General features: G+C 67.9%; 22 protein-coding genes and 1 pseudogene. 10 read left to right on the top strand and 13 right to left on the bottom strand.

What is annotated here, in order from left to right; translation table 11 throughout:
* The first annotated feature begins 49 nt into the window (after positions 1-49).
* Entirely contained in the window at positions 50-817 is a 768-nt protein-coding gene (gene hutC, locus BLV94_RS21715; protein WP_072938860.1) for a histidine utilization repressor, read from the top strand.
* Here the strand turns inward: hutC and BLV94_RS21710 are convergent.
* Complete coding sequence (locus BLV94_RS21710) at positions 750-1,388, bottom strand: PadR family transcriptional regulator (protein WP_072938857.1); 639 nt, start codon at positions 1,386-1,388, stop codon at positions 750-752. The genes hutC and BLV94_RS21710 overlap by 68 nt on opposite strands.
* Positions 1,389-1,525: 137 nt before the next feature.
* On the opposite strand from BLV94_RS21710, the gene BLV94_RS21705 reads away from it, so the two are divergent.
* Complete coding sequence (locus BLV94_RS21705; RefSeq protein WP_072938854.1) at positions 1,526-2,752, top strand: glycosyltransferase family 87 protein; 1,227 nt, start codon at positions 1,526-1,528, stop codon at positions 2,750-2,752.
* A gap of 55 nt (positions 2,753-2,807) precedes the next feature.
* Entirely contained in the window at positions 2,808-3,089 is a 282-nt protein-coding gene (locus BLV94_RS21700) for a DUF2277 domain-containing protein (RefSeq protein WP_072938852.1), read from the top strand.
* Between the two features lie 83 nt (positions 3,090-3,172).
* On the opposite strand, the gene ipdC is transcribed toward BLV94_RS21700, so the two are convergent.
* From ipdC to echA20, 4 genes are read right to left on the bottom strand one after another with little or no spacing between them, the layout of a single operon-like run.
* Positions 3,173-4,234 carry a (3aS,4S,5R,7aS)-5-hydroxy-7a-methyl-1-oxo-octahydro-1H-indene-4-carboxyl-CoA dehydrogenase gene (gene ipdC, locus BLV94_RS21695; protein WP_072938849.1) on the bottom strand — a complete coding sequence of 354 codons (1,062 nt, stop codon included), beginning with the start codon at positions 4,232-4,234 and terminating at the stop codon, positions 3,173-3,175.
* Complete coding sequence (gene ipdB / locus BLV94_RS21690; RefSeq protein ID WP_072938846.1) at positions 4,231-4,992, bottom strand: cholesterol ring-cleaving hydrolase subunit IpdB; 762 nt, start codon at positions 4,990-4,992, stop codon at positions 4,231-4,233. Before ipdB ends, ipdC begins: the two co-directional genes overlap by 4 nt.
* The gene (ipdA, locus tag BLV94_RS21685; RefSeq protein ID WP_072938843.1) at positions 4,989-5,882 is read right to left on the bottom strand and encodes a cholesterol ring-cleaving hydrolase subunit IpdA; all 894 of its coding nucleotides are present in this window, start codon (positions 5,880-5,882) and stop codon (positions 4,989-4,991) included. The genes ipdB and ipdA overlap by 4 nt, the downstream gene beginning before the upstream one ends.
* 5 nt (positions 5,883-5,887) lie before the next feature.
* Positions 5,888-6,664 carry a (7aS)-7a-methyl-1,5-dioxo-2,3,5,6,7,7a-hexahydro-1H-indene-carboxyl-CoA hydrolase gene (gene echA20, locus BLV94_RS21680; protein ID WP_072938840.1) on the bottom strand — a complete coding sequence of 259 codons (777 nt, stop codon included), beginning with the start codon at positions 6,662-6,664 and terminating at the stop codon, positions 5,888-5,890.
* A 61-nt stretch (positions 6,665-6,725) separates the two neighbouring features.
* Between echA20 and BLV94_RS21675 the strand changes: the two genes are divergently transcribed.
* The 6 genes and pseudogenes from BLV94_RS21675 to BLV94_RS21650 all read left to right on the top strand — a co-directional run bounded on the left by BLV94_RS21675 (position 6,726) and on the right by BLV94_RS21650 (position 12,664).
* A complete protein-coding gene (locus tag BLV94_RS21675) occupies positions 6,726-7,532 on the top strand; it encodes an SDR family oxidoreductase (protein WP_072938838.1) in 807 nt (268 codons plus the stop codon).
* Positions 7,529-8,443 carry an SDR family oxidoreductase gene (locus tag BLV94_RS21670; protein ID WP_072938835.1) on the top strand — a complete coding sequence of 305 codons (915 nt, stop codon included), beginning with the start codon at positions 7,529-7,531 and terminating at the stop codon, positions 8,441-8,443. Before BLV94_RS21675 ends, BLV94_RS21670 begins: the two co-directional genes overlap by 4 nt.
* Positions 8,444-8,644: 201 nt before the next feature.
* On the top strand, positions 8,645-9,508 hold the full coding sequence (locus tag BLV94_RS21665) for a TIGR03619 family F420-dependent LLM class oxidoreductase (RefSeq protein ID WP_072938832.1): 864 nt from the start codon (positions 8,645-8,647) through the stop codon (positions 9,506-9,508).
* Between the two features lie 90 nt (positions 9,509-9,598).
* On the top strand, positions 9,599-10,846 hold the full coding sequence (locus tag BLV94_RS21660; protein WP_072939522.1) for a glycosyltransferase family 4 protein: 1,248 nt from the start codon (positions 9,599-9,601) through the stop codon (positions 10,844-10,846).
* A complete protein-coding gene (locus BLV94_RS21655) occupies positions 10,840-11,580 on the top strand; it encodes a class I SAM-dependent methyltransferase (RefSeq protein ID WP_011597010.1) in 741 nt (246 codons plus the stop codon). The genes BLV94_RS21660 and BLV94_RS21655 overlap by 7 nt, the downstream gene beginning before the upstream one ends.
* Positions 11,577-12,664: pseudogene (locus BLV94_RS21650) on the top strand (prenyltransferase). The gene BLV94_RS21655 and the pseudogene BLV94_RS21650 overlap by 4 nt, the downstream one beginning before the upstream one ends.
* Here BLV94_RS21650 and BLV94_RS21645 read toward each other — a convergent pair.
* The 5 genes from BLV94_RS21645 to BLV94_RS21625 form a co-directional block, all read right to left on the bottom strand.
* Positions 12,640-13,302 (bottom strand): class I SAM-dependent methyltransferase, encoded by a 663-nt coding sequence (locus tag BLV94_RS21645; RefSeq protein ID WP_072938827.1) that lies wholly within the window; start codon positions 13,300-13,302, stop codon positions 12,640-12,642. The pseudogene BLV94_RS21650 and the gene BLV94_RS21645 overlap by 25 nt on opposite strands.
* Positions 13,299-13,691: a carboxymuconolactone decarboxylase family protein gene (locus tag BLV94_RS21640; RefSeq protein ID WP_072938824.1), complete on the bottom strand. Its 393-nt coding sequence runs from the start codon at positions 13,689-13,691 to the stop codon at positions 13,299-13,301. Before BLV94_RS21640 ends, BLV94_RS21645 begins: the two co-directional genes overlap by 4 nt.
* Positions 13,688-14,575 carry an NAD(P)-dependent oxidoreductase gene (locus BLV94_RS21635; RefSeq protein ID WP_072938821.1) on the bottom strand — a complete coding sequence of 296 codons (888 nt, stop codon included), beginning with the start codon at positions 14,573-14,575 and terminating at the stop codon, positions 13,688-13,690. Before BLV94_RS21635 ends, BLV94_RS21640 begins: the two co-directional genes overlap by 4 nt.
* A complete protein-coding gene (locus BLV94_RS21630; protein ID WP_072938818.1) occupies positions 14,572-15,324 on the bottom strand; it encodes an SDR family oxidoreductase in 753 nt (250 codons plus the stop codon). The genes BLV94_RS21635 and BLV94_RS21630 overlap by 4 nt, the downstream gene beginning before the upstream one ends.
* Before the next feature lie 66 nt (positions 15,325-15,390).
* Positions 15,391-16,860 (bottom strand): aldehyde dehydrogenase, encoded by a 1,470-nt coding sequence (locus tag BLV94_RS21625; RefSeq protein ID WP_074933793.1) that lies wholly within the window; start codon positions 16,858-16,860, stop codon positions 15,391-15,393.
* 431 nt (positions 16,861-17,291) lie between these two features.
* Here BLV94_RS21625 and BLV94_RS21615 point away from each other — a divergent pair, with 431 nt between their 5' ends.
* Positions 17,292-18,482 (top strand): Fic family protein, encoded by a 1,191-nt coding sequence (locus tag BLV94_RS21615; RefSeq protein ID WP_072938806.1) that lies wholly within the window; start codon positions 17,292-17,294, stop codon positions 18,480-18,482.
* Positions 18,483-18,493: 11 nt separating this feature from the next.
* Here the strand turns inward: BLV94_RS21615 and BLV94_RS21610 are convergent, their stop codons facing one another.
* The 3 genes from BLV94_RS21610 to BLV94_RS21600 all read right to left on the bottom strand — a co-directional run bounded on the left by BLV94_RS21610 (position 18,494) and on the right by BLV94_RS21600 (position 20,883).
* Positions 18,494-18,949 carry an OsmC family protein gene (locus tag BLV94_RS21610; protein WP_072938803.1) on the bottom strand — a complete coding sequence of 152 codons (456 nt, stop codon included), beginning with the start codon at positions 18,947-18,949 and terminating at the stop codon, positions 18,494-18,496.
* On the bottom strand, positions 18,946-19,788 hold the full coding sequence (locus BLV94_RS21605; protein ID WP_072938800.1) for a substrate-binding domain-containing protein: 843 nt from the start codon (positions 19,786-19,788) through the stop codon (positions 18,946-18,948). Before BLV94_RS21605 ends, BLV94_RS21610 begins: the two co-directional genes overlap by 4 nt.
* 114 nt (positions 19,789-19,902) lie before the next feature.
* A complete protein-coding gene (locus BLV94_RS21600; RefSeq protein WP_072938798.1) occupies positions 19,903-20,883 on the bottom strand; it encodes an SLAC1 family transporter in 981 nt (326 codons plus the stop codon).
* Positions 20,884-20,910: the final 27 nt, after the last annotated feature.

Here is a 20,910-nt window from a genome sequence, read left to right as displayed (position 1 = left end):
TGCAGACGGCCGACTGCACGGGAAGTTCGTCGGTGCCGCAGAGGAATGGGTGTCAGTGGTAGAGATCGCAGTAGTCGACGCGGAGCTAGCTGCGTTGTACAACGGACCGGGGACGGAGTCGGCCCCGGCGTACGAACGCGTCAAGCACCTGATCGTGTCGCAGATCAACGCCGGCCGCTGGCAGGAGGGCGATCAACTGCCCTCGGAGAATCAGCTCGTCGGCGCTCTGGGGCTGTCCCGCATGACCATCAACCGCGCGCTGCGCGAACTCAGCGCCGAGGGCCTCGTGGTGCGCCTGATGGGGGTGGGCACGTTCGTGGCGGCCACGAAGACGGCGTCGCCGCTGTTCGAGGTCAAGAACATCGCGGACGAGATCCAGCAACGCGGACACCGCCACCGAACCGAAGTGGTGTACGTGCGCGAGGAAGACGCCGATCCGGCCAACGCCTTCATCCGGGATTCGATCCGCGGCAAGGTGTTCCACTCCCTGATGATCCACTACGAGGACGACACACCGATCCAGCTCGAAGACCGGTTCGTCAATCCCGCCGAGGCGCCCGGCTATCTCGATCAGGACTTCACCCAGCAGACGCCCAATCACTATCTGAGCGTGGAAGCCCCGCTGACGAGGGGTGAGCACGTCGTCGAGGCGATCCTCGGATCGCCCGAGGAATGCCGGCTCCTCCACATCGAGCGTTCCGAACCCTGCCTGCTGATCCGACGCCGCACCTGGTCGTCCCGAGGACTCGTCAGCGCCGCGCGTCTCGTCCATCCCGGTTCGCGGAACCGGCTCGAAGGGACGTTCGGGACGGGCTGATCGGTTCGGGCCACGCGAGGCGTCCGTCGCGGATGCTCGCGATCGTCGACGCGATCCAGTCCAGTTCGGCCCGTGCGGCGTGGAGTGCGTAATCCGCCTCGACGACGAACAGGGCGGGCACCCCGTCGCCGAGCGCGCGGGTGAGCTTGGTGTGGTCGGATTCGATTCTCGCGGTAAGTCGTTGGGCGCGTTCGGTGAGCGCGTCGACGGCGCCCTCGCGTCCCAGCGCGCCGAGATAGCTGATCGCGGCGAAGAACGGTGAGAATTCCCTTGCGGCGCTGCGGATCTGGATGTCCAGTCGGCTCACCAATTCCGCGCGCCCGGCGTCGGTGAGGGCGTAGACGGTGCGGACGGGCCGACCCTCCCGCTGCGCACGTTCGTGTTCCTCGATCCAGCCCGCCGCCGCGAGGGCGGCGATCACGTTGTTCAGTGAACCGCGGTTGAGCGGCCACTGACCGTCCTCGCTGCGCTCACGCAGCGTGACCTCCACCTGGTAGGGGTGCATCGGCGATTCGAGGAGCAGGCCCAGCACCGGCAGAACGAGCGGATTGTCGAGGACGCGTCCGGGCATGATCGAAATATACCAGTCTAAATAAACTAGGACGAAGCACGCGGTTCGGGCGCCACGACCTCGCCTTTATCACGATTGGGTCACGGCCCGCTACGGTGGACCGTTGACCACGACGCCGATCATGAAAGAACAAATTCTTGTTACAGAGTGAATCGAAGTTCAGGGATTATCGCCTCCATGCCGTCGCGCTCCTCGTGGGCGTCCTCTCCGTGGGGGTGGTGGCCTACCGAGAGTTCGATGCGGCAACGGGCTACCTGATGGACCTCTCCGTGTTCCGCGACGCCGGCCACGCCTTCGTCGGCGGGCTGCCGCTCTACTCCGCGGACTTCCCGAGCAGTTCCGGGTTCAGGTTCATCTACGCACCCTTCGCGGCGATCCTTTTCGCGCCGATGGCCGAGATCGACCCCGCGGTCCTGCAGGCGCTGTGGTGCGCCCTCAACCTCGGGCTCGTGTGGTGGATGGTCAAGGTGGCGCTGTCGAAACTCGACGTCGGCCGCCCCGAACTTCTCGCTCTGCTGTCGATGGGCCCGGTACTGCTCCTCGAACCGATGCGCTCGAACTTCGACTTCGGTCAGATCAACATCATCCTGATGGCGCTCGTGGTCGCCGACTGCACCGGAGTAATCCCGAAGAGGTTCCGCGGAATCGCGATCGGCCTCGCCGCCGCAATCAAGATCACCCCCGCAGCCTTCCTGCTCGTCCTGCTCGTCCGCCGCGACTTCCGCTCGATCGGACGGTCGCTCGCCACGATCCTCGTCACCGTCGGACTCGGTTTCTGGCTGCTGCCGCAGTCGTCGGTGTGGTTCTGGACCACCGAATTCTTCGCCACCGGCCGTGCGGGCGCGCCCGACTTCTTCCGCAACCAGGCCGTCACCGGCGTCATCGCCCGGCTCGGGGCGGAGGGCAGGCTCGCCAGCGTCCTCTGGGTGCTCAGCGCGGCCGTCATCGTCTCCGCCGCCGCATGGTCGGCGTACCGGTTCACCCGGTCGGGTGAACACCTGATCGCGCTGTCTGTCGTGGCCCTGGCATCGCTGCTCGCGGCGCCGTTCGCAGTCACCCACCACTGGGCGTACAGCATCCTGCTCATTCCGATCCTGATCGCACCGCAGTACCGCAGCTGGCGGCCGGTGGTCGGCGCCGCGACGCTGATCTTCCTGATCGGCCCCAACTTCGTGCTGCAGTCATCCTCGTCCGGCTGGGTGGAGGCCGCCGTCCGCGAGGTGATCGGCAGCTCGCAGTGCCTCGTCGCCCTCGTCTTGCTCGGCGCCGCGGTCGTGGCCGCGCGATCCCGCACCCCGCTCCCGGACGTCGAGACCGACGCGGTGCCCGCCGACGAAGGCGCTCTGGAGCCCGCCCGCAGCTGACAACCCGCTTTTCCGCCGGGCCGCGCGGAGGACCGGGCGGCGCTATCGTCGAGTCATGTGCCGAAACATCACCGAGCTGCGCGGACTCGAACCGGCGGCCACCGCGGAGGAGATCGAGGCGGCGGCGCGTCAATATGTCCGGAAGGTCAGCGGAATCCAGAAGCTCTCCGACGCCAACCGTGAACCGTTCGAGGAGGCGGTTGCCGTCGTCACCGAGGCCACCACGAAGCTCCTCGCCGCACTGCCGGCGCGCAAGCAGCCCCCGCAGACCGTGCCCCCGCTGCGACGGCCGGAGGTCCGGGCGCGCATCGCGGCGAAGGCCGCGTCATCCAGCTGAGCGCGGCGAAGGCCGCCACTTCCTAGCCGGACGAACGGGACGCTCGTTGCGTCAGATCCAACGAGCGTCCCGTTCGTCCGGTCTCAGGCGCGCAGGGCGCCGAGTGCGTCGATGCGTTTGATCGCGTCGGCGACGATGCCGTCGATGAGGTCCTTGCACGTGGGCAGGTCGTCGAGCAGTCCGACGACCTGACCGGAGGCGAGGACGCCGGCGTGGGTGTTGCCGTCGACGAGCCCGGCCTTGAGCAGCATCGGGGTGTTGGCGGCCATGATGATCTGCTGCCAGGTGCGGTCGCCGGACTTCTTCATGGCGAGACCGTCCTTGACGAGCGTCGACCATTTCATGCCGGTCATGGCCTTGAATTTCGACGCGTTGCGGGCGGCGGCGACCAGCCCGCGCACATTGCCGGAGTGTTCGAGGCTGTCGACGAGTTCGGTGTTGAGGACCCGGTGGGGCATGCCGTCGACCTTGTGGGAGACCGTGGTGTCCTGCAGTCCGCGGGCGAGGTATTCCTGTTTGACGGAGTCGGGGACCGTCGATTCCTGGGTGAGCAGGAAGCGGGTGCCCATCGCGACGCCGGCGGCGCCGTACGCGAGGGCGGCGGCGAGCCCGCGGCCGTCGTAGAAGCCGCCCGCCGCGACGACGGGGATGTCGACGGCGTCGAGCACCGACGGCAGCAGCAGGGTGGTGGCGACGGGGCCGGTGTGACCGCCGCCCTCGCCGCCCTGCACGATCACCGCGTCGGCGCCCCACGACGCCACCTTCTTGGCGTGTTTCGCGGCGCCGATCGACGGAATGACCACCACCCCGGCGGCTTTCAGCTTCGCGATCAGTTCCTGCTTGGGGGCCAGTGCGAACGACGCGACGCGCACGTTCTCCCGGATGAGCAGGTCGATGCGTTGCGGGGCGTCGGTGGCGTCGGCGCGGATGTTCACCCCGAACGGCTTGTCGGTGAGCGTCTTCGTCTTCGTGATCGCGGCGGCGAGTTCGTCGTACGTCATCGTGGCCGACGCGAGGATGCCGAGACCGCCGGCGTTGGCGGTGCCCGCGACGAGGCGCGGTCCCGCGACCCAGCCCATTCCGGTCTGCACGACCGGGTGCTGCACACCGACCAGGTCGGTCAGTGCGGTGCGGAGCGTGCTCATACCGACACCTCCCGGTCGCGCAGGGTGCGGGGGTCGAGGACCTCGCGGATCAGCCGCAGTTCTTCTTCGGTGGGTTCGCGGGTCACGCCGGCGTCGGCCAGCCCTGCCACCTCGAACGAGGTGTTCTCGGCGACCTGTTCGGCGGTGACGCCGGGGTGCAGCGACAGCGCCCGGAACGTGTGTCCGGGTCCGCCGAAGTCGAACACCCCGAGGTTGGTCACCACCCGGTGCAGGTGGTGGAACCGGTAGGCCGGATTGTCGGGGTCGATCCGGTCGTAGCCGACGCCGGAGACGATGTCGACGGTGTCGCAGAACACCCGCGACGTGTGCTTGCCCACCCAGTAGCTGGTGGGGTGGTTGATCGTGTTGCCGGGCGCGCCGCGGACGCCGAACATCTGCCGGGTCGGCTGCTGCAGCGGGCCGAACGCCGAGAGGTTCTGGTTGCCGTGCCGGTCGATCTGGTTGGCGCCCATCACCACGTGGCGGCGACCGGACGCGACGACGTCGAATACCTTCCGGAACGGCATCCAGCCCTCGACCGGTGCCTTCGCGCCGACGGCGGGGGTGTCGGCGAAGATCAGTGCTTCGCCGTCGGTGATGAGCAGGTCGGGTTCGGTGGTCAGTCGCGCGAGCCGGGCGCCGATCAACGGCAGCGTCGCCATCGGGCTGGCCATGATCTCGCCTGCGCCGGAAAAGATCTCGGCGCACGCGATCGCGCAGTACTCGGCGCGGGTGACGCCGGTGGTGGTCTCGGTCATGCCTGGGACTCCTCTGCAAATCGCTTCACGGCCGCCTGGTAGTCGTCCTCACTGCCGGACAGGTAGGTGTCGACGAACTGCTGCCATCCCTCGGGGGTCTTCGCCGCTTCGGCGTAGTGGCGCTGGAACTTCTCGTCGCGGCCGTAGCTGTCGCCTGCAAGGGTGAAGTGGGCGCCGTTCGGTGCCTCGACGACGCCGTCGACCATCATGCGGTTGAGGATCAGGTTCTGCAGCGGAACGGTTTTCACCAGCTCCTCGGTCTCCACCACGCGTTCGACGGAGACGAACCGCTTCTCGGCGGCCGCGCAGTACAGGTCGTCGAAATAGGGGTCGACGCCGGTGTAGGCGGCGTTGCCGTGCTTGTCGCCCAGGTTCAGATGCACCAGTGCCGCATCGAGATTCAGGGCCGGCATCGCAATCAGCGTCTCCGACCGGCCGGACGCGTCGGGGTAGGGGGAGGTGACGGTGCGCAGTTCGTCGCCCCAGAAGTTCCGGACGTCGGAGCCGAGTCCGGCGCGGATCGGCAGGAACGGCAGCCGGGCGGCGGCGGCCTCGAGTCCGCACTTGACCATGCCCTCGTCCATTTCGCGGACCTCGATCTCGCCGCCGGTGCGCGCCTTCGCGAACCACGGGTCGTAGAACGGGGCCGAATCGAGGGACACGAACCCGTAGTACGCCTTCTTCACCTTGCCCGCCGAGCAGAGCAGCCCCAGGTCGGGGCCGCCGTAGGTGACGACGGTGAGGTCGGTGACGTCCGAGCGCAGCAGCGCCCGGACCAGCGCCATCGGCTTACGGCGCGAACCCCAGCCGCCGAGGCCGATGGTCATCCCGCTGCGCAGTTCCCCGACCGCGTCGTCGAGCGACATCCTCTTGTCGCGCTTGCTCGCCATCGATGTCAGCCTTTCCTGTTGTTCGAGTTGGAGCGGGGCTTGCCGGTTTCAACGAACTCGTCGCGGTGCTCGTCCGCGACGCCTGCCAGGTTGAGTTCGAAGGTGTAGCCCTGCTCGAGGCGGTAACTGGTCTTCACGTCGACGGGGTCGATGCCGTTGATCGCCTCCTTGGCGCAGCGGATGACCCGGGTGTCCTTGGCCGCGATCTTGGCGGCGATGTCGCGGGCGGTGTCGTCGAGTTTCTCGCGCGGCACCACCTCGTACACCGACCCGAAATGCTGGAGTTGCTGGGCGGTGACGTTCTGCGCCGTGTAGTACAGGGTGCGCATCATGTGCTGCGGGACGAGCCGGGCGAGATGGGTGGCGGCGCCGAGCGCCCCGCGGTCGACCTCGGGGAGACCGAAGACGGCGTCGTCGGATGCCACGATCACGTCGGCGTTGCCGACCAGCCCGATGCCGCCGCCGACGCAGAACCCGTTGACCGCGACCACCACGGGCACGGCGCAGTCGTAGACGGCGGCGAACGCGGCCGCGCAGCCCCGGTTGGCGTCGACCAGCGCGCCGTACCCCTCGGTGGCCTGCATTTCCTTGATGTCGACGCCGGCGTTGAACCCGCGTCCCTCGGCTCGCAGGATCACCACGTGGGTGTCCGGGTTCCGGCCCGCGTCGAGCACGGCGTCGGCCAACTCGAACCAGCCCCGGGAGGGGATGGCATTCACGGGCGGGTAGTCGACGGTGACCGTGGTGATGCCCCCCGGATCTGTCTCGCTCCGAATTCCCACTGTTTTCTCCTCGTCAGATCCGCACTTCACGCACCAAGCAATTGCTTGGTAGGGTAGCACGATGGAAACAGGTTCCAACATGACCGGAAGTGTCGTGCTCGTGACCGGCGGAGTTCGCGGGGTGGGCGCGGGCATCAGCCGCACCTTCCTGCGGGCGGGGGCGACGGTGGTCGCCTGCGCTCGCCGACCGGGCGACGACCCCGTGGAGGTGGACGGACGCGCCGCCGAATTCCTGCCGTGCGACATCCGCGACCCGGAGCAGGTGCAGGGCCTCGTCGACCGGATCGTCGAGCGCCACGGCCGCCTCGACGTCCTGGTCAACAACGCCGGCGGGGCGCCGTTCGCCCTCGCGGCGGACGCGAGCCCGAAGTTTCACTCGAAGATCGTCGAGCTGAACCTCCTTGCCCCGCTGCTCGTCTCGCAGGTCGCGAATGCTCAGATGCAGACCCAGGATTCGGGTGGCGCGATCGTCAACATCTCCAGCGTCAGCGGGTCGCGGCCCTCGCCCGGCACCGCGGCGTACGGGGCGGCGAAGGCGGGCGTCGACAGCCTGACCACCAGCCTGGCGGTGGAGTGGGCGCCGAAGGTGCGGGTCAACTCGGTGGTCGTCGGCCTGGTCCGCACCGAACTCGCGCACCTGCACTACGGGGACGAGGCGGGGATCGCGGCGGTCGGGAACACGGTCCCGCTGGGCCGGATGGCCTGCCCCGAGGACGTCGGCAACTGCGCGGTGTTCCTGGCTTCACCGTTGGCGGCGTACGTCAGCGGTTCGACACTGACCGTCCACGGCGGCGGGGAACGTCCCGCCTTCCTGGCGGCAGCAACAGCATCTACATCAGCTACAGCATCTACAGAGGAGAAGGCATGAGTGGAGTGGTCGACGGTCGCGTCGTCATCGTGACGGGCGCCGGGCGCGGAATCGGACGCGCCCATGCGCTGGCGTTCGCCGCCGAGGGGGCGAAGGTCGTGGTCAACGACATCGGGGCCGGACTCGACGGTTCCGCGACCGGGGAGAGTCCCGCCGAGCAGGTGGTCGCGGAGATCGTGGCCGCGGGCGGCGAGGCCGTCGTCAACGGCGACGACGTCGCGGACTGGGCCGGGGCCGAGAACCTGATCCGGACGGCGATCGACACGTACGGGCGGCTCGACGTGCTGGTGAACAACGCCGGATTCCTGCGCGACCGCATGCTCGTCGGGATGAGCGAGCAGGAGTGGGACGCCGTCGTGCGGGTGCATCTCAAGGGGCATTTCGCGACGCTGCGGCACGCCGCCGCGTACTGGCGGGCCGAGGCCAAGGCGGGCAATCCGGTGGACGCCCGGATCGTCAACACCAGTTCCGGTGCCGGACTGCAGGGCTCGATCGGGCAGGGCAACTATGCCGCCGCGAAGGCGGGGATCGCGGAGCTGACCATCCAGGCGGCCGCGGAGTTGAAGAACTACGGCGTCACCGTCAACGCGATCGCGCCCGCCGCCCGAACCCGGATGACGGTCGGCGCGGGCGGCGCGATGGCCGAGGCGATGGCCGCGCCCGAGGAGGGGTTCGACGCGATGGCGCCGGAGAACATCTCCCCGCTCGTCGTGTGGCTGGGCAGTGTGGACTCGAAGGACGTGAGTGGGCGGGTGTTCGAGGTCGAGGGAGGCAAGATCACCGTCGCCGAGGGCTGGCGGCACGGCCCGGCCCAGGACAAGGGCGCGCGTTGGGAGCCGAAGGAGATCGGGCCCGTCGTCGCGGACCTGCTCGCGAAGGCGGAGGACCCGGTCCCGGTCTACGGCGCCTGAGCAGGTGAGTGGCGATGTGTGCTGGGGGACGCATTGCCACTCACCTGGGCGGGACGAACGGGACGCCCGTTGCCTCAGATCGAACGAGCGTCCCGTTCGTCCGGCCGCGCGGAGAACTGGAGAGTTGTTTGGACACATTGATAAACAGGTGTCCAGAAGTTAGTGTGCTTGAAGGAAAAGGCTCTCGGCCAAGGAGAATTCGTGAAATTCGGCATTACGTTGTTTACGAGTGACCGCGGGATCGGGCCGGCCTCCGCTGCGAGGGGTGCAGAGGTCACCGGATTCGACTCGTTCTACGTGCCCGAGCACACGCACATTCCGGTGAAACGCGATGCGGCGCATCCTCAGACGGGAGACGCGTCGCTGCCCGACGACCGGTACATGCGCACCCTCGACCCGTGGGTGGCCCTCGCCACGGCGGCTGCGGTCACGGAGCGGATCGAACTGGGCACGTCGGTGGCGCTGCCCGTCGAGCACGATCCGATCACGCTGGCCAAGACGATCGCCTCGCTCGACCACCTCAGCGGCGGGCGGGTGATCCTCGGCGTGGGGTACGGGTGGAATCTGGACGAGCTCACCGACCACAACGTCCCGCCGGGCCGGCGGCGGACGATGCTGCGGGAGTACCTCGGGGCGATGCGTGCGTTGTGGACGCAGGACGAGGCGTCCTACGACGGCGAGTTCGTGAGCTTCGGTCCGAGCTGGGCGTGGCCCAAGCCGGTGCGGGTGCCTCCGGTGGTCGTCGGCGCCGCCGGCAACGACAAGAACTTCAAGTGGATCGTGAAATCCGCCGACGGCTGGATGACCACCCCGATCGAGCAGGACATCGACGACCGCGTCGCCGCGCTGCGACGGATGTGGCGGGAGGCCGGCAGGGACGGCGAACCGCGGATCGTCGTGCTCGACGGCAAACCGGACGTCGACAAGTTGCGCCGGTGGAAGGACCTCGGCGTCACCGAGGTCGTGTACGGGGTGCCCGACCGCAGCGAGGAGGACGTCCTCGCCTACCTCGGACGCCTGGCGGGAAAACTCGAGGGATTGCGCGAGTCGACCGCGGTGGGGTGAGTGAGTGCGGTTGGATGGAACGAGGACACACCCCGAGTAGGAACGTGTTCTAGTATTGCTTGCCAGTTGCTCGAGGAGAGGCCGAAGTCCGTGCGCATCGCACTCTTGTCGTACCGAAGCAAGCCCCACTGCGGTGGGCAGGGTGTGTACGTCCGCCATCTCAGCCGTGAGCTGGTCGAACTCGGCCATCAGGTGGAGGTGTTCTCGGGCCAGCCGTACCCGGACGTCGACCCCCGGGTGACGCTGACGAAGGTCCCCAGCCTCGATCTGTACCGCGAGCCGGATCCGTTCAGAACGCCGCATCCCCGCGAGTTCCGCGACGCCGTCGACGTGCTCGAGGTCGCGACCATGTGGACGGCCGGTTTCCCGGAGCCGCTCACGTTCAGCCTCCGCGCCGCGCGACTGCTGAAGGATCGCGCCGACGAGTTCGACGTGGTGCACGACAACCAGTGCCTCGGCTACGGGCTGCTGCAACTCCAGAAGGCCGGGCTCCCCGTCGTCGCCACCATCCACCACCCGATCACCCGCGACCGCGAGCTGGACCTGGCGTCGGCGAAGTGGTGGCGCAAGCTGACGGTCCGCCGCTGGTACGGCTTCCTGCGCATGCAGAAACGGGTGGCGCGCGCCATCCCCGCGCTGCTGACGGTGTCGCAGTCGTCCGCCGACGACATCGGTGCCGCGTTCGACGTTCCCGCCGCGAACCTGCGGACCGTCCCGCTGGGGGTGGACACCGAGGTGTTCCGGCTCCCGTCCGCCGCGCGGGTGCCGGGCCGCATCGTGTGCGTCGCCAGCGCCGACATGCCACTCAAGGGGGTGTCGACGCTCCTCGAAGCGGTCGCGAAGGTGCACACCGAGCGCGCCGTCGAACTGGTGCTGGTCACCAAGCTGGCACCCGGCGGAGTCACGGAGAAGCTCATCGAGGAATTGGCCATCGGTGACGTCGTCCGGACGGTGTCGGGCATCGACGACGCCGAACTGGCCGCGCTGCTGGCGTCCGCCGACGTCGCGTGCGTGCCGTCGCTGTACGAAGGCTTCTCGCTGCCTGCCGTCGAGGCGATGGCGTGCGGTACCCCACTGGTCGCGAGCCGCGCAGGCGCCATTCCCGAGGTGGTGGGAACGGATGAGGAGGCGGGTGTGCTCGTGACGCCCGGCGACCCGCAGGAACTCGCGGACGTGCTGGGTGCGTTGCTCGACGACCCGCAGCGCCGCGCCCGGCTCGGCGACGGTGGCCGCCGTCGCGTCCTCGAGCGCTACAGCTGGGCCGCCGTGGCCGCGAGAACCGCGCAGACCTATGCCGAAGCGATAGCGCAGACCCGTGAAGGAGGCCGACCGTGCTGACCGTGGACTTCGACCGGCTGGGTGTGAAGCCCGGCGACAAGGTGATCGACATCGGGGCGGGCGCCGGACGGCACTCGTTCGAGCTGTATCGACGCGGCGCCGACGTCATCGCCTTCGACCAGAACGCCGACGAACTCGCGGACGTCGAGAAGATGTTCGTGGCGATGGCCGAGGTCGGTGAGGTCCCGGCGGGCGCGTCGGCTCGGGTGGAGGTCGGCGACGCGCTGAACCTCCCGTACGAGGATGCGACGTTCGACGTCGTCCTCATCTCCGAGGTCCTCGAACACGTGCCCCGCGACGGCCGTGCCATCGCCGAGCTGACCCGAATCCTGAAGCCGGGTGGCGTTGCGGCGGTGACGGTTCCGCGGTGGCTGCCGGAGAAGATCTGCTGGGCGCTGTCCGACGCGTACCACGAGGTGGAGGGTGGGCACGTCCGCATCTACCGCGCCGACGAGCTCGCGGAGAAGCTGACAGCCGCGGGCCTGGAGGTCCGCGGCCGGGATCATGCCCACGCCCTGCACTCGCCGTACTGGTGGCTCAAATGTGCGGTCGGGGTGGAGAACAACGACAACCCGCTCGCGAAGGCCTACCACCAGGTTCTGGTGTGGGACATGATGAAAGCGCCCTGGCTCACCCGGACCGCCGAGAAGGTCCTCAATCCGGTGGTCGGCAAGAGCGTCGTGTTCTACCTCGAGAAGCCGAGGGAACCGAGCGTGGTGAAGGCGCCGCGGTGAGAGCCGCCGGCGTCCCGTCGGTGCCGAACGTGCTGTCGGAGAGCCAGGTCCGGCTGACGGCACGGTCGATCGCGGCAGCGCAGGAGTCGTCGGGGGCGCTGCCGTGGTTTGCCGGTGGGCACACCGACCCGTGGGATCACGTCGAATCCGCCATGGCGCTCACCGCGGCCGGCCTGATCGAGGAGGCGGAGGGTGCGTACGAGTGGTCGCGGCGGACGCAGCGACCGGACGGGTCGTGGCCCATGAAGTTCCGCGACGGGACCGTGGAGAATCACGATTCCGACAGTAACTTCTGCGCGTACCTCGCGGTGGGGGTGTGGCACCACTACCTGATCACCGGTGACCGCAATTTCGTCGACAGGCTGTGGCCGTCCGTGCAGGGCGGTCTCGATCTCGTTGTCGACATGCAGTCGTCGAGCGGCGAAATCTGGTGGGCCCGCGGTCAGAACGGTCAGGACTGCCCCGAGGCGCTGCTGACGGGGAACTCCAGCATTCATCACAGCCTGCACTGCGGGCTGCTCCTCGCCCGGCTGGTCGACGACCCGCAACCGGAATGGGAGTTCGCGAAATACACGCTGGGCCATGCGATCAGGCAGCACCCGGAGTCGTTCGCGATCAAGGACGAATACTCCATGGACTGGTACTACCCGATCCTCGGGGGCGCCGTCCGCGGTGAGGCCGCGTCGGATCGCATCGATTCGCGGTGGGACGACTTCGTGGTCGAGGGGCTGGGTATCCGCTGCGTGAACCACCGGCCGTGGGTGACCGGCGCCGAGACGTGCGAGCTGGTGCTGGCGCTCGACGCGATGGGGAGCACGCCCGCGCGCTCGCGCAGTTCACCGCCATGCAGCACCTGCGGGATCCGGACGGCTCGTACTGGACCGGCCTCGTCTACAGCGACGGCAAGCGGTGGCCGGTCGAGCAGACCACGTGGACGGGCGGTGCGATGATCCTCGCTGCGGACGCGTTGTCCCGCACCACGCCCGGACACGGGATCTTCCGGGACGCGGCGCTGCCCGTGGGACTACCGATCGGTCTCGACCGCTGCGGCGACTACTGTCACGCCAGCGGTTCTCCCGTCTGACCGCCCACCCGCTCGAGAACGCGCAGCGACCCGGTGACGGACGTTTCCTTGAATTGTCCTGTCGCCAGGGCTCGTTTGTAGATCTCGAACGGCGGCCGACCACCGTCCGCCGGGTCCGGGAACACGTCGTGGATCACCAGGGCGCCGCCCACGTTCACCCAGGGCGCCCACCCCTCGAGGTCCGCCGACGCCGCCTCCGACGTGTGGCCGCCGTCGATGAACACGAAGTTCACGGGGGTGCGCCAGAACGTCGCCACCGTCGACGACCGGCCCAGCACCGCCACCACGTACTCCTCGAGCCCCGAATCCGCCATCGTGTGCCGGAACCGGCCGACCGTGTCGAGCAGACCGGTGTGCGGGTCGACGAACGCCGGTTCGTGATACTCCCAGCCCGGCTGGTGCTCCTCGGAACCGTGATGGTGATCGACGGTGACGACGCGGGCGCCGCGCGCCCTGGCCGCCGCCCCGAGGTAGATCGTGGAGCGGCCGCAGTACGTGCCGATCTCGACGCCCAGCCCACCGGGAGTCAGGTACTGCATCGCGGCCTCGTGCAGGGCCGTCCCCTCGTCCTCCGGCATGAAGCCGGGGACGGAGTCGGCGAGTCGAAGTAGCTCTGGTGTCAGATGTTCGGTGCTCATGTGGCCTCTGCGTCCGGGGCGGCCGCTCTGGCCGCTTTCTTCCGCTTGTGTAGCACCCCGCCGATCATCGCGTCGAGTTTCGTCCCCAACGGCCAGCCCACGTAGTGGCACAGGAACAGGGCGATCTCCCGGAGTTGGTCCTCGTCCAGCTCCTCGTTGTGCAGGGCCGCCCCCACCTGGATCTCGGCGACGTCGACGAGTCCCTGCGCGGTGAGCGCCCCGAGGAGCAGAAGCCGGCGGTCGCGGATGCTCAGCCCGGGCCGCGACCAGATGTCGGCGAACAGGTGGTCGGCGGTCACGGCGAAATGCGCGCCGGGCCCGTCCTGCATCTCGAACCCGTAGACCTGCTCCATCATGGCCAGGCCACGGGTGCGGGTGTCGTCGGTCATGGTTGCTCCTCCTTGTCCACGATCTTGTCCACGGTGCTGTCGACGCCGAGTCCCGGACCCAGGCCCGAGAGCGCGAGCCGGGCGAGCGGCAGCGCGACGTCGAGTCGTTCGGCGAGCCCGATCGCCAGCGACAGGTCCTTCTCCCCGAGGTCCCGGACGTGGGACATGATCGGGTACCAGTTGTCGTTCTCGTCGAGAGCGTCGGTGGTGTCGCGGAGCATGATCGCGCCCGCGCCACCGGTGATCGCGTCGGTGTGCCGCACCACCTTCCCGAGTTCGGTGATGTCGAGACCGGCGGCCTCGGCGAGCCGCTGCGCCTCAGCGGCGGCGGTGAACGAGACGAAGTGCAACAGGTTGCGGGCCAGCTTCATCCGCGTGCCCGCGCCCACGTCTCCGGCGTGCACGACCAGTTCGGCCCAGTGCCCGAACGGCTCCCGCACCTTCTCGAACGCGTCTTCGCTCGCTCCGACCATCACAGCCAGCTTCCCCTTGTACGCGCCGGGTGCGCCGCCGCTGACTGGCGCGTCGATCAGATCGACGCCGTGCGCGCGGCAACGGTCGGCCAACTCGACGGCGGTGACGTCGCTGATGGTGGAGTGCACCGCCACGACGGTGCCCGGCCGCGCGGCCTCGAGGATCTGGGTGACCACTGCGCGCACCTGCTCGTCGTTGAGCACGGTCACGGAGATGACGTCCGCGTTCTCTGCCACCTCCCGCGGACTCGACGTCACCTTCGCACCCGCCTTGCCGAACGGTTCCAGCGCCTCCGGCCGGGTGTCGCACACGATGAGTCCGCCGGGCCGGGCCAGCAGCCGCTTGGCCATGGGCGCACCCATGTTGCCGAGGCCGATGTAGCCGACGGACACCTGCTCGGTCGTGGTCATGATCGGAAGATCTGTCCGCCATCGACGTTGAAGATCTGCCCGGTGATCCAGCTCGCCTCGTCGGACAACAGGAACAGGCAGGCGCCGACGAGGTCGTCGGGGGTGCCCATCCGCTTCAGTGGCAATGTCTTGACCATGTCTGCCACCATATTTCCCGGTGTCACGGTGCGGGTGGCTTCGGTATCGATCGGTCCGGGCGCGATGGCGTTGACCCGGATGTTCATGCCGCCCACCTCGTGGGCCAACTGCTGGGTGAGTCCGTTGATCCCGACTTTCGCGAGCCCGTAGAAGCCGGAGTACAGCCACGCCGCCGTCGACGACTGATTGACGATGGAGCCGCCCCCGCGCTCGTTCATCGCCGGCCACACGGCCCGCGTCACGTTGAGGGCGCCGTCGAAGTTCACGGCCATGAACTTCTTGTAGTAGTCCCACGGCACGGTGATCAGCAGGTCGAGTTTCATGGCGCCGTAGATCGCGGCGTTGTTCACCAGATGATCGATGCCGCCGAACTTCTCGACGGTGAACGCCGCGAGTTCCTGCGCCGAAGCCTCGTCGGCGACGTCGACGTCCTTGAACACCGCGGTCCCGCCGTCGGCGGCGATCTGCTTGGCCACGGTCTCGCCGAGTTCCGCGTTGAGGTCGGCCACCACCACGTTGGCGCCCTCGCGGGCAAGAGCACGCGCGTACCCCTCGCCGATGCCCTGTGCGGCGCCGGTGACGATGGCCGTCTTACCGTCGAAACGTCCCATATCGATTGACTCCCTGCATTATCGGGCCGGCTCGCCGGCGTATTATCGGGCCGGCTCGCCGGCGTATTATCGGGCCGGCTCCGCGACCAGCTTGGTTTCCAGGTATTCCTCGAAACCGGCCACACCCATCTCGCGGCCGATTCCGGACTGCTTGTAACCGCCGAACGGGGCGTCGGCGGAATACCAGACGCCGCCGTTGACGCTGAGCGTGCCCGTGCGCACGCCGTCGACCACGCGCTGCACCCGTGCGGGATCCGTGCCCCACACCGATCCGGACAACCCGTAGGGCGAATCGTTGGCGATGCTGATCGCGTCCTCGTCGCCGTCGTGCGGAATGATCACCAGCACCGGTCCGAAGATCTCTTCCCGGGCCACCCGCGCGGTGTTGTCGAGGCCGCTGATCAAGGTGGGTTCGACGAAGAACCCGCGGTCCCGATCGGCCGGGCGGCCGCCACCGACCACGATCGTGCCGCCCTCCTCCCGGGCGAGTCGCAGGTACTCCTCGACCCGGGCACGTTGCCGGGCGGAAATGAGCGGCCCGCAGATGGTGCCGGGTTTCGCAGGATCGCCTGCGCTCAGTCCGCCGAGTGTGCGGGCCGTCGCCTCGACTGCCTGGTCGTACTTCTCGCGGGGCACGAGCAGCCGGGTGGTGATGGCGCAACCCTGTCCCGCGTGGGTGGAGACGGTGAACGCGGCGACCCCGCACGCCCCGGCGAGGTCGGCGTCGTCGAGCACGATGAACGCGGATTTGCCGCCGAGTTCGAGGAACACCTTCTTCAACGATTCGGACGCCGCCGCCATGACGGCTTTCCCCGTGGTGCTCGAACCGGTGAACGATACGAGGTCGACTCGGGGGTCGGTGGCGAGCTGTGCGCCGAGGGCATGGTCGCTCGACGTGACGATGTTGACGACACCGGCCGGAAGATCGGTCTCCTCAGCGATGAGGTGTCCGACGAGGGCGGCGCACCAGGGAGTGTCGGGTGCGGGTTTGAGCACCACCGTGTTGCCGGCCGCCAGCGCGGGGCCGATCTTGGCGAAGTTGATCTGGTGCGGGAAGTTCCACGGTGTGATGGCCCCGACCACCCCGACGGCCTCCTTGAGGACACGTCGGCGGGTCCTGATGCCCATCGGTTCGGCGACGCCCAGATCCTGTTCCCAGGAATAGCTTTCGGCGAGGTCTGCGAAGTAGCCGAGGTCGGCGACCGGGCCCTCGAGCTGCGGTCCGCTGGTGAGGAAGGCGGGGGCGCCGACCTCCGCGATGGTGAGGTCGCGCAGTTCCTCGATGTGGGATTGCAGTACGTCGCGCAGCTGTCGCAGGCAGCGGGCGCGGAAGCCGTGGTCGCGGGACCACGTGGTGTGGTCGAAGGCTCGCCGGGCCGCGGCGATCGCGGCGTCCATGTCGGAGTCGGTTGCGTCGGCGGCCCGTCCCAGCACTTCCTCGGTGGCCGGGTTGATCACCTCGAACGTGCCGCCGGAACCGGGAATCAGTTTGCCGTCGATCAGGAGAGCAGAGCTGTCGGTGGGGCGCAGAGTCATCGATTTTCGCTTCCGAGTCGGGTAAGTGTCACAGCGATCTCTGAAAACTGGACATGTGTCTGGACTATAGTTTGAACAACTGGATGCCGCAATGACGAGTTCCCGGAGGTGCGAGGACGGCGCGCGCGAAAAGGCGACTGGAAGGGTGGGGAGCCGGCGACCTCGCCACAGGCATCACCGGGCGAATCTTCGCCGGATCAGTTTGCTTCGTCGGTAGATTCGACCGACCGACTCCGACACTGCTGGCCTACCGCGGCCACGCGACAGAGCCGCCGTGGTCGCTCGACGAACTGGCGGAGCTGGTGGGTGCGGCATCACCCGGCTTACGAGGATGCTCGATATACCAACGATGTCTATAACTACGTTTGAGGTGCTAAAAGTAAGTTAAGGTAGCCGTTATCTTACGTTCGTCCTCGAACGAGGAGATTGTTGTGATCTGGCCGCCGCATCGAAGAGAGTCTCGAGAGTGGAACCCGCGTCATCGGCAGGGTTCGCGCGCCGACCGCACTCTGGAGTCGGTCGACGTTTCGATTCCGCCGATGATCGGTTCCCTCCACTGCGACCTGGTCGGTGCTGTCGCTCGCGTGCACGAGGAGGCGGTCATCTCCGTTGCCCGCCTCGAAGCTGGTTTCGGCGAGCACCTGGTGCCGCTGTCGGATTTTCTGCTGCGCAGCGAGTCGGTGGCGTCGTCGAAGATCGAGCACATCGATGCGGGCTGGCGGGCGTTCGGCAAGGCGCTGGCCGGCGGTAAGGCGAATGAGGAGGCCAAGTCTCAGCTCGCCGCGGTCAAGGCATTGATTGTGATGGTCGACGCCGCCGGCGGTGGCCCGATCACGCTCGAGACTCTGCTGAGTGCGCACCGGCTGTTGATGGCACCGGACTACTACACCGCCCGCGACTCCGGCAAGGTCCGCGACGTGCAGCACTGGGTCGGTGGCAGCGATTACACCCCGATCGACGCGCTTTACGTGCCGCCGCCGCCGGAACTGGTTGACGATCTGATGGCCGATCTAGTGGAATTCGCGAAGCGCACCGATCTGCCGATTCTCGCGCAAGCGGCGATCGCGCACGCCCAGTTCGAGTCCATCCATCCGTTCATCGACGGCAACGGCCGCATCGGCCGAGCCCTGATCAGCGCGATTCTTCGACGCCGCGGCCTGACGCGCCGCGTCACTGTCCCGTTGGCGCCGGTGATGCTCGCGGACACGCGCCGCTACTTCGACCAGCTGACCCGCTACCGTGCGGGTGACGCCGACGAGTTCGTCGAGTACGTCGCCCGCGCGGCGATCGTCTCCAGCGAGGCCGCTCAGGACTCTGCCCGCGCCCTGGCCGAACTCCCCAGCTATTGGCGGGATATCGCACGGCCGCGCAGCAATTCCGCCGACGAGAAGATCATCGACGCCCTCCTGGACATGCCGATCTTCAGCGCCGACACCGCCCAGCGGATCACCGGCACCACCGATGCCAGCACGTACCGCGCCTTGGGCCGGCTCACCGCGGCCGGGGTGCTCGAGGTGCTGTCCGAGAGCAAGCGCAACCAGATCTGGGCCGCCACCGGTGTGCTCGCCGAACTCGACGCCCTGACCACCACGATCGGCAGACGCACCACCGAGCACCCGTAACCGACGGGCAGTCACACGCCCGCGGTCGCCGGTGCGCGGACCGACACCTCTTCCGTGACGGCGGCTGCGGCGTCGATCAGCGCCTGTCCGGGTCGGCGAGTCGCGAGGTCGGGAAGCGCGGCGCGCAGGCGATCCGCGTGTGCCGCGTTCGCCACTTCCCAGTCCAGCCGGATCAGTTCGATGACGGCGCCGTCGTCGGTGCCCATGACGCGATCGACGTTCAAGGTCGCGGACACGGTGAGCGCGGCGGACTCGGCGATCGCAACCTCGCCGAGGAGCCGCAGCACCACGAGGGAGGCGGCCGCGATGCCGGCGAGCATGTGTTCCACCGGGTTTGCGCCGGAATCGTGCCCGCCGTACTGCTGGGTTTCGTCGATCGTCAACTCGTGCCTGCGCGCGGTGACCGTCGTGCCGTGGGTCCCGGGCAGCGCGTGCACGACCAGTTGCTCACGTCGAGAAGTAGTCATCGAACCGCCTCATAGAAGTCTGCGGCGGTGTTCCCGCCTGTATTCAACACGTCTGCAAGCCATTCGATCGCATCCGCACCGGCAGCTCGGACGTCACGTGGATCGGGACCGTACTGAGGGGACAGGTAGTCCGCCAGCAAGCGCTGCGCATCTGTCCCGCTGTCGTCGTGGAGCAGCGACGCCACGGCGTCGAGTGCCACAGGATCTCTGCTCCTGACCTTGGCGATCGCCGCCGTCTGTGCGGCGACGACCTTTCGTACCGACGGATGGTCGATTCCGGTCTTGTCCACGTCGACTGCGACACCTGCGGTGGGGAACCTCAGGGCGACGCCGAAGAACAACGATTCGGCGAGCCCGAGCCGTGACAGGGTGCCGGGAGCGAATGCGGAGCCCAGAACCGCGGCGTCGGCTTCTCCGGATCTCAGTGCCTCCAGTCGCTGCCGATCGCCTGCGCTTCCTGCGGGGAAGCGCAGCATCGACGGGGTGCCGTGGCCTGCCCAGCGATAACTCAGCATCCGCTGGGTGAATGCGCACACGATCGATCCCTCCGGGTGGCCGGCCACGACGGTCGGCCCGGCTGATCGTGTGTCACCCTTTCGCGTCCAGATCCAGAACAGCGGGTGGAGGGTGTGGACGAGCGCAACTTTCCAACGACGTTGCCCCCGAAGGGTTTCGACCAGAGATCCGCCGAGCCCAGCAGACAGGGCGGCCTCCGGATGGTCTGGGCCGGACACCGCTTTCACGTCGATGCCCAGACGGTCGTAGTAGCCCGCTCGCGCGGCGATCTCGTGGCACACCAGTTCGTGGACATTGTGATCGCGATACCCCAGCAGAATCATTCCTGTTCCTTACTCGGCGAGTTCGGTCAACCGCTCTGTTCATTATGCTGAAGCCGATACGATATTTGGAACACGCCGAACATATGATCCGCGCCGGAATCTGTCAAGCACCCCTCATCGAATCTTCTGAGCGCTCCTGTAGGTCAACAGGATCGATTTCGTCGCGATCGTCACCACGAGGAGAGTCGCGGCGCCGAGCAGTCCGGCCGTGAGGGGCTGCCAGGCACGTGGCTGTACGAGGTGAAGCCACGTGATGGTGAGGGCGACGACACTCGCCACCGGAAAGGTGAACGACCAGAAGCCGTGCGAGAACGTCAGGGCGCGGTAGCGCGTCAGCAAGGGCGCCTGGACCATGACCATGAACGCCGTGACGGCGGTGAGCGCCACGAACAGGGCGTCGGGTCGCCCGTTCGAGATGGTCAGCCATGCTGCCGAGCCGACTGCCGGCGGAGCGATCATGATCGCGAGTGTCGGGGTCAGGGGCGCGGGCATGGTGGGGCGCAGCGCGAGTCTGAGGAACAAGAACACGGAAATGATCACCCAGAAGAACAGGCCGACCGCGAAGCTTCCGACGGCGAGCCAGTCGAGACCGATTTGGGCTGCGGCAAGCGCACCGACGAGGCCGGCTGCGCTGAGGGGGAGGTAGTAGCCGCCGTGCACGGATTCGAGCGCCATCTCTCCGCTCATCCAGAAGCTCAACATCCATGCGCCGAATACCGCCCCGGCCGTGATGGCGAGCAGGGTCAGAGCCGTGCCGGCGATCGGAAATGTGCGGTGCAGGTTTGCTCCGAGCAGCATCGCCGAGATCGGAAGTAGCGCCGCGAGTGGGCCGTGGACGAAGTGTGTGAGCTGTTGCGAAATCCCGTGGTCCGCGCGTCTGGCGCGATGCGTGTGTGCGGTGGCGGTCCAGATCCAGGCGAGCGCTGCGAGCAGCCAGAACGCCTGGGTCAGCGCGAACGGAGTGCCGAGCGCGGTCGTGGCGACCGACCAGGCCTGGGCCAGTCCGGCGAGACCCAGAGGGATCGCGAACAGGTTCAACGGTCGGTGGGCGCGGACGCGTGACTCACGGGCAGTGCTCGGGCGGTGATTGGACAAGGAAAATGCCTTCCTTCTCGAAACGGC

The sequence above is a fragment of the Rhodococcus koreensis genome (assembly GCF_900105905.1).
Classification (GTDB): Bacteria; Actinomycetota; Actinomycetes; order Mycobacteriales; family Mycobacteriaceae; genus Rhodococcus_F; species Rhodococcus_F koreensis.
Note: the sequence above shows the minus strand (reverse complement) of the source record. Positions and strands in the feature narration are given on the sequence as shown.

What these genes read in the sequence shown, in the direction of transcription:
- BLV94_RS21700 (WP_072938852.1), top strand. Translation starts at nt 2,808, where the DNA reads ATGTGCCGAAACATCACCGAGCTGCGCGGACTCGAACCGGCGGCCACC.
- ipdC (WP_072938849.1), bottom strand. Translation starts at nt 4,234, where the DNA reads ATGAGCACGCTCCGCACCGCACTGACCGACCTGGTCGGTGTGCAGCAC.
- BLV94_RS21645 (WP_072938827.1), bottom strand. Translation starts at nt 13,302, where the DNA reads ATGAGCACCGAACATCTGACACCAGAGCTACTTCGACTCGCCGACTCC.
- BLV94_RS21610 (WP_072938803.1), bottom strand. Translation starts at nt 18,949, where the DNA reads ATGACTACTTCTCGACGTGAGCAACTGGTCGTGCACGCGCTGCCCGGG.
- BLV94_RS21670 (WP_072938835.1), top strand. Translation starts at nt 7,529, where the DNA reads ATGAGTGGAGTGGTCGACGGTCGCGTCGTCATCGTGACGGGCGCCGGG.
- BLV94_RS21675 (WP_072938838.1), top strand. Translation starts at nt 6,726, where the DNA reads ATGGAAACAGGTTCCAACATGACCGGAAGTGTCGTGCTCGTGACCGGC.
- BLV94_RS21605 (WP_072938800.1), bottom strand. Translation starts at nt 19,788, where the DNA reads ATGATTCTGCTGGGGTATCGCGATCACAATGTCCACGAACTGGTGTGC.
- BLV94_RS21625 (WP_074933793.1), bottom strand. Translation starts at nt 16,860, where the DNA reads ATGACTCTGCGCCCCACCGACAGCTCTGCTCTCCTGATCGACGGCAAA.
- BLV94_RS21630 (WP_072938818.1), bottom strand. Translation starts at nt 15,324, where the DNA reads ATGGGACGTTTCGACGGTAAGACGGCCATCGTCACCGGCGCCGCACAG.
- BLV94_RS21640 (WP_072938824.1), bottom strand. Translation starts at nt 13,691, where the DNA reads ATGACCGACGACACCCGCACCCGTGGCCTGGCCATGATGGAGCAGGTC.
- ipdB (WP_072938846.1), bottom strand. Translation starts at nt 4,992, where the DNA reads ATGACCGAGACCACCACCGGCGTCACCCGCGCCGAGTACTGCGCGATC.
- BLV94_RS21710 (WP_072938857.1), bottom strand. Translation starts at nt 1,388, where the DNA reads ATGCCCGGACGCGTCCTCGACAATCCGCTCGTTCTGCCGGTGCTGGGC.
- BLV94_RS21635 (WP_072938821.1), bottom strand. Translation starts at nt 14,575, where the DNA reads ATGACCACGACCGAGCAGGTGTCCGTCGGCTACATCGGCCTCGGCAAC.
- ipdA (WP_072938843.1), bottom strand. Translation starts at nt 5,882, where the DNA reads ATGGCGAGCAAGCGCGACAAGAGGATGTCGCTCGACGACGCGGTCGGG.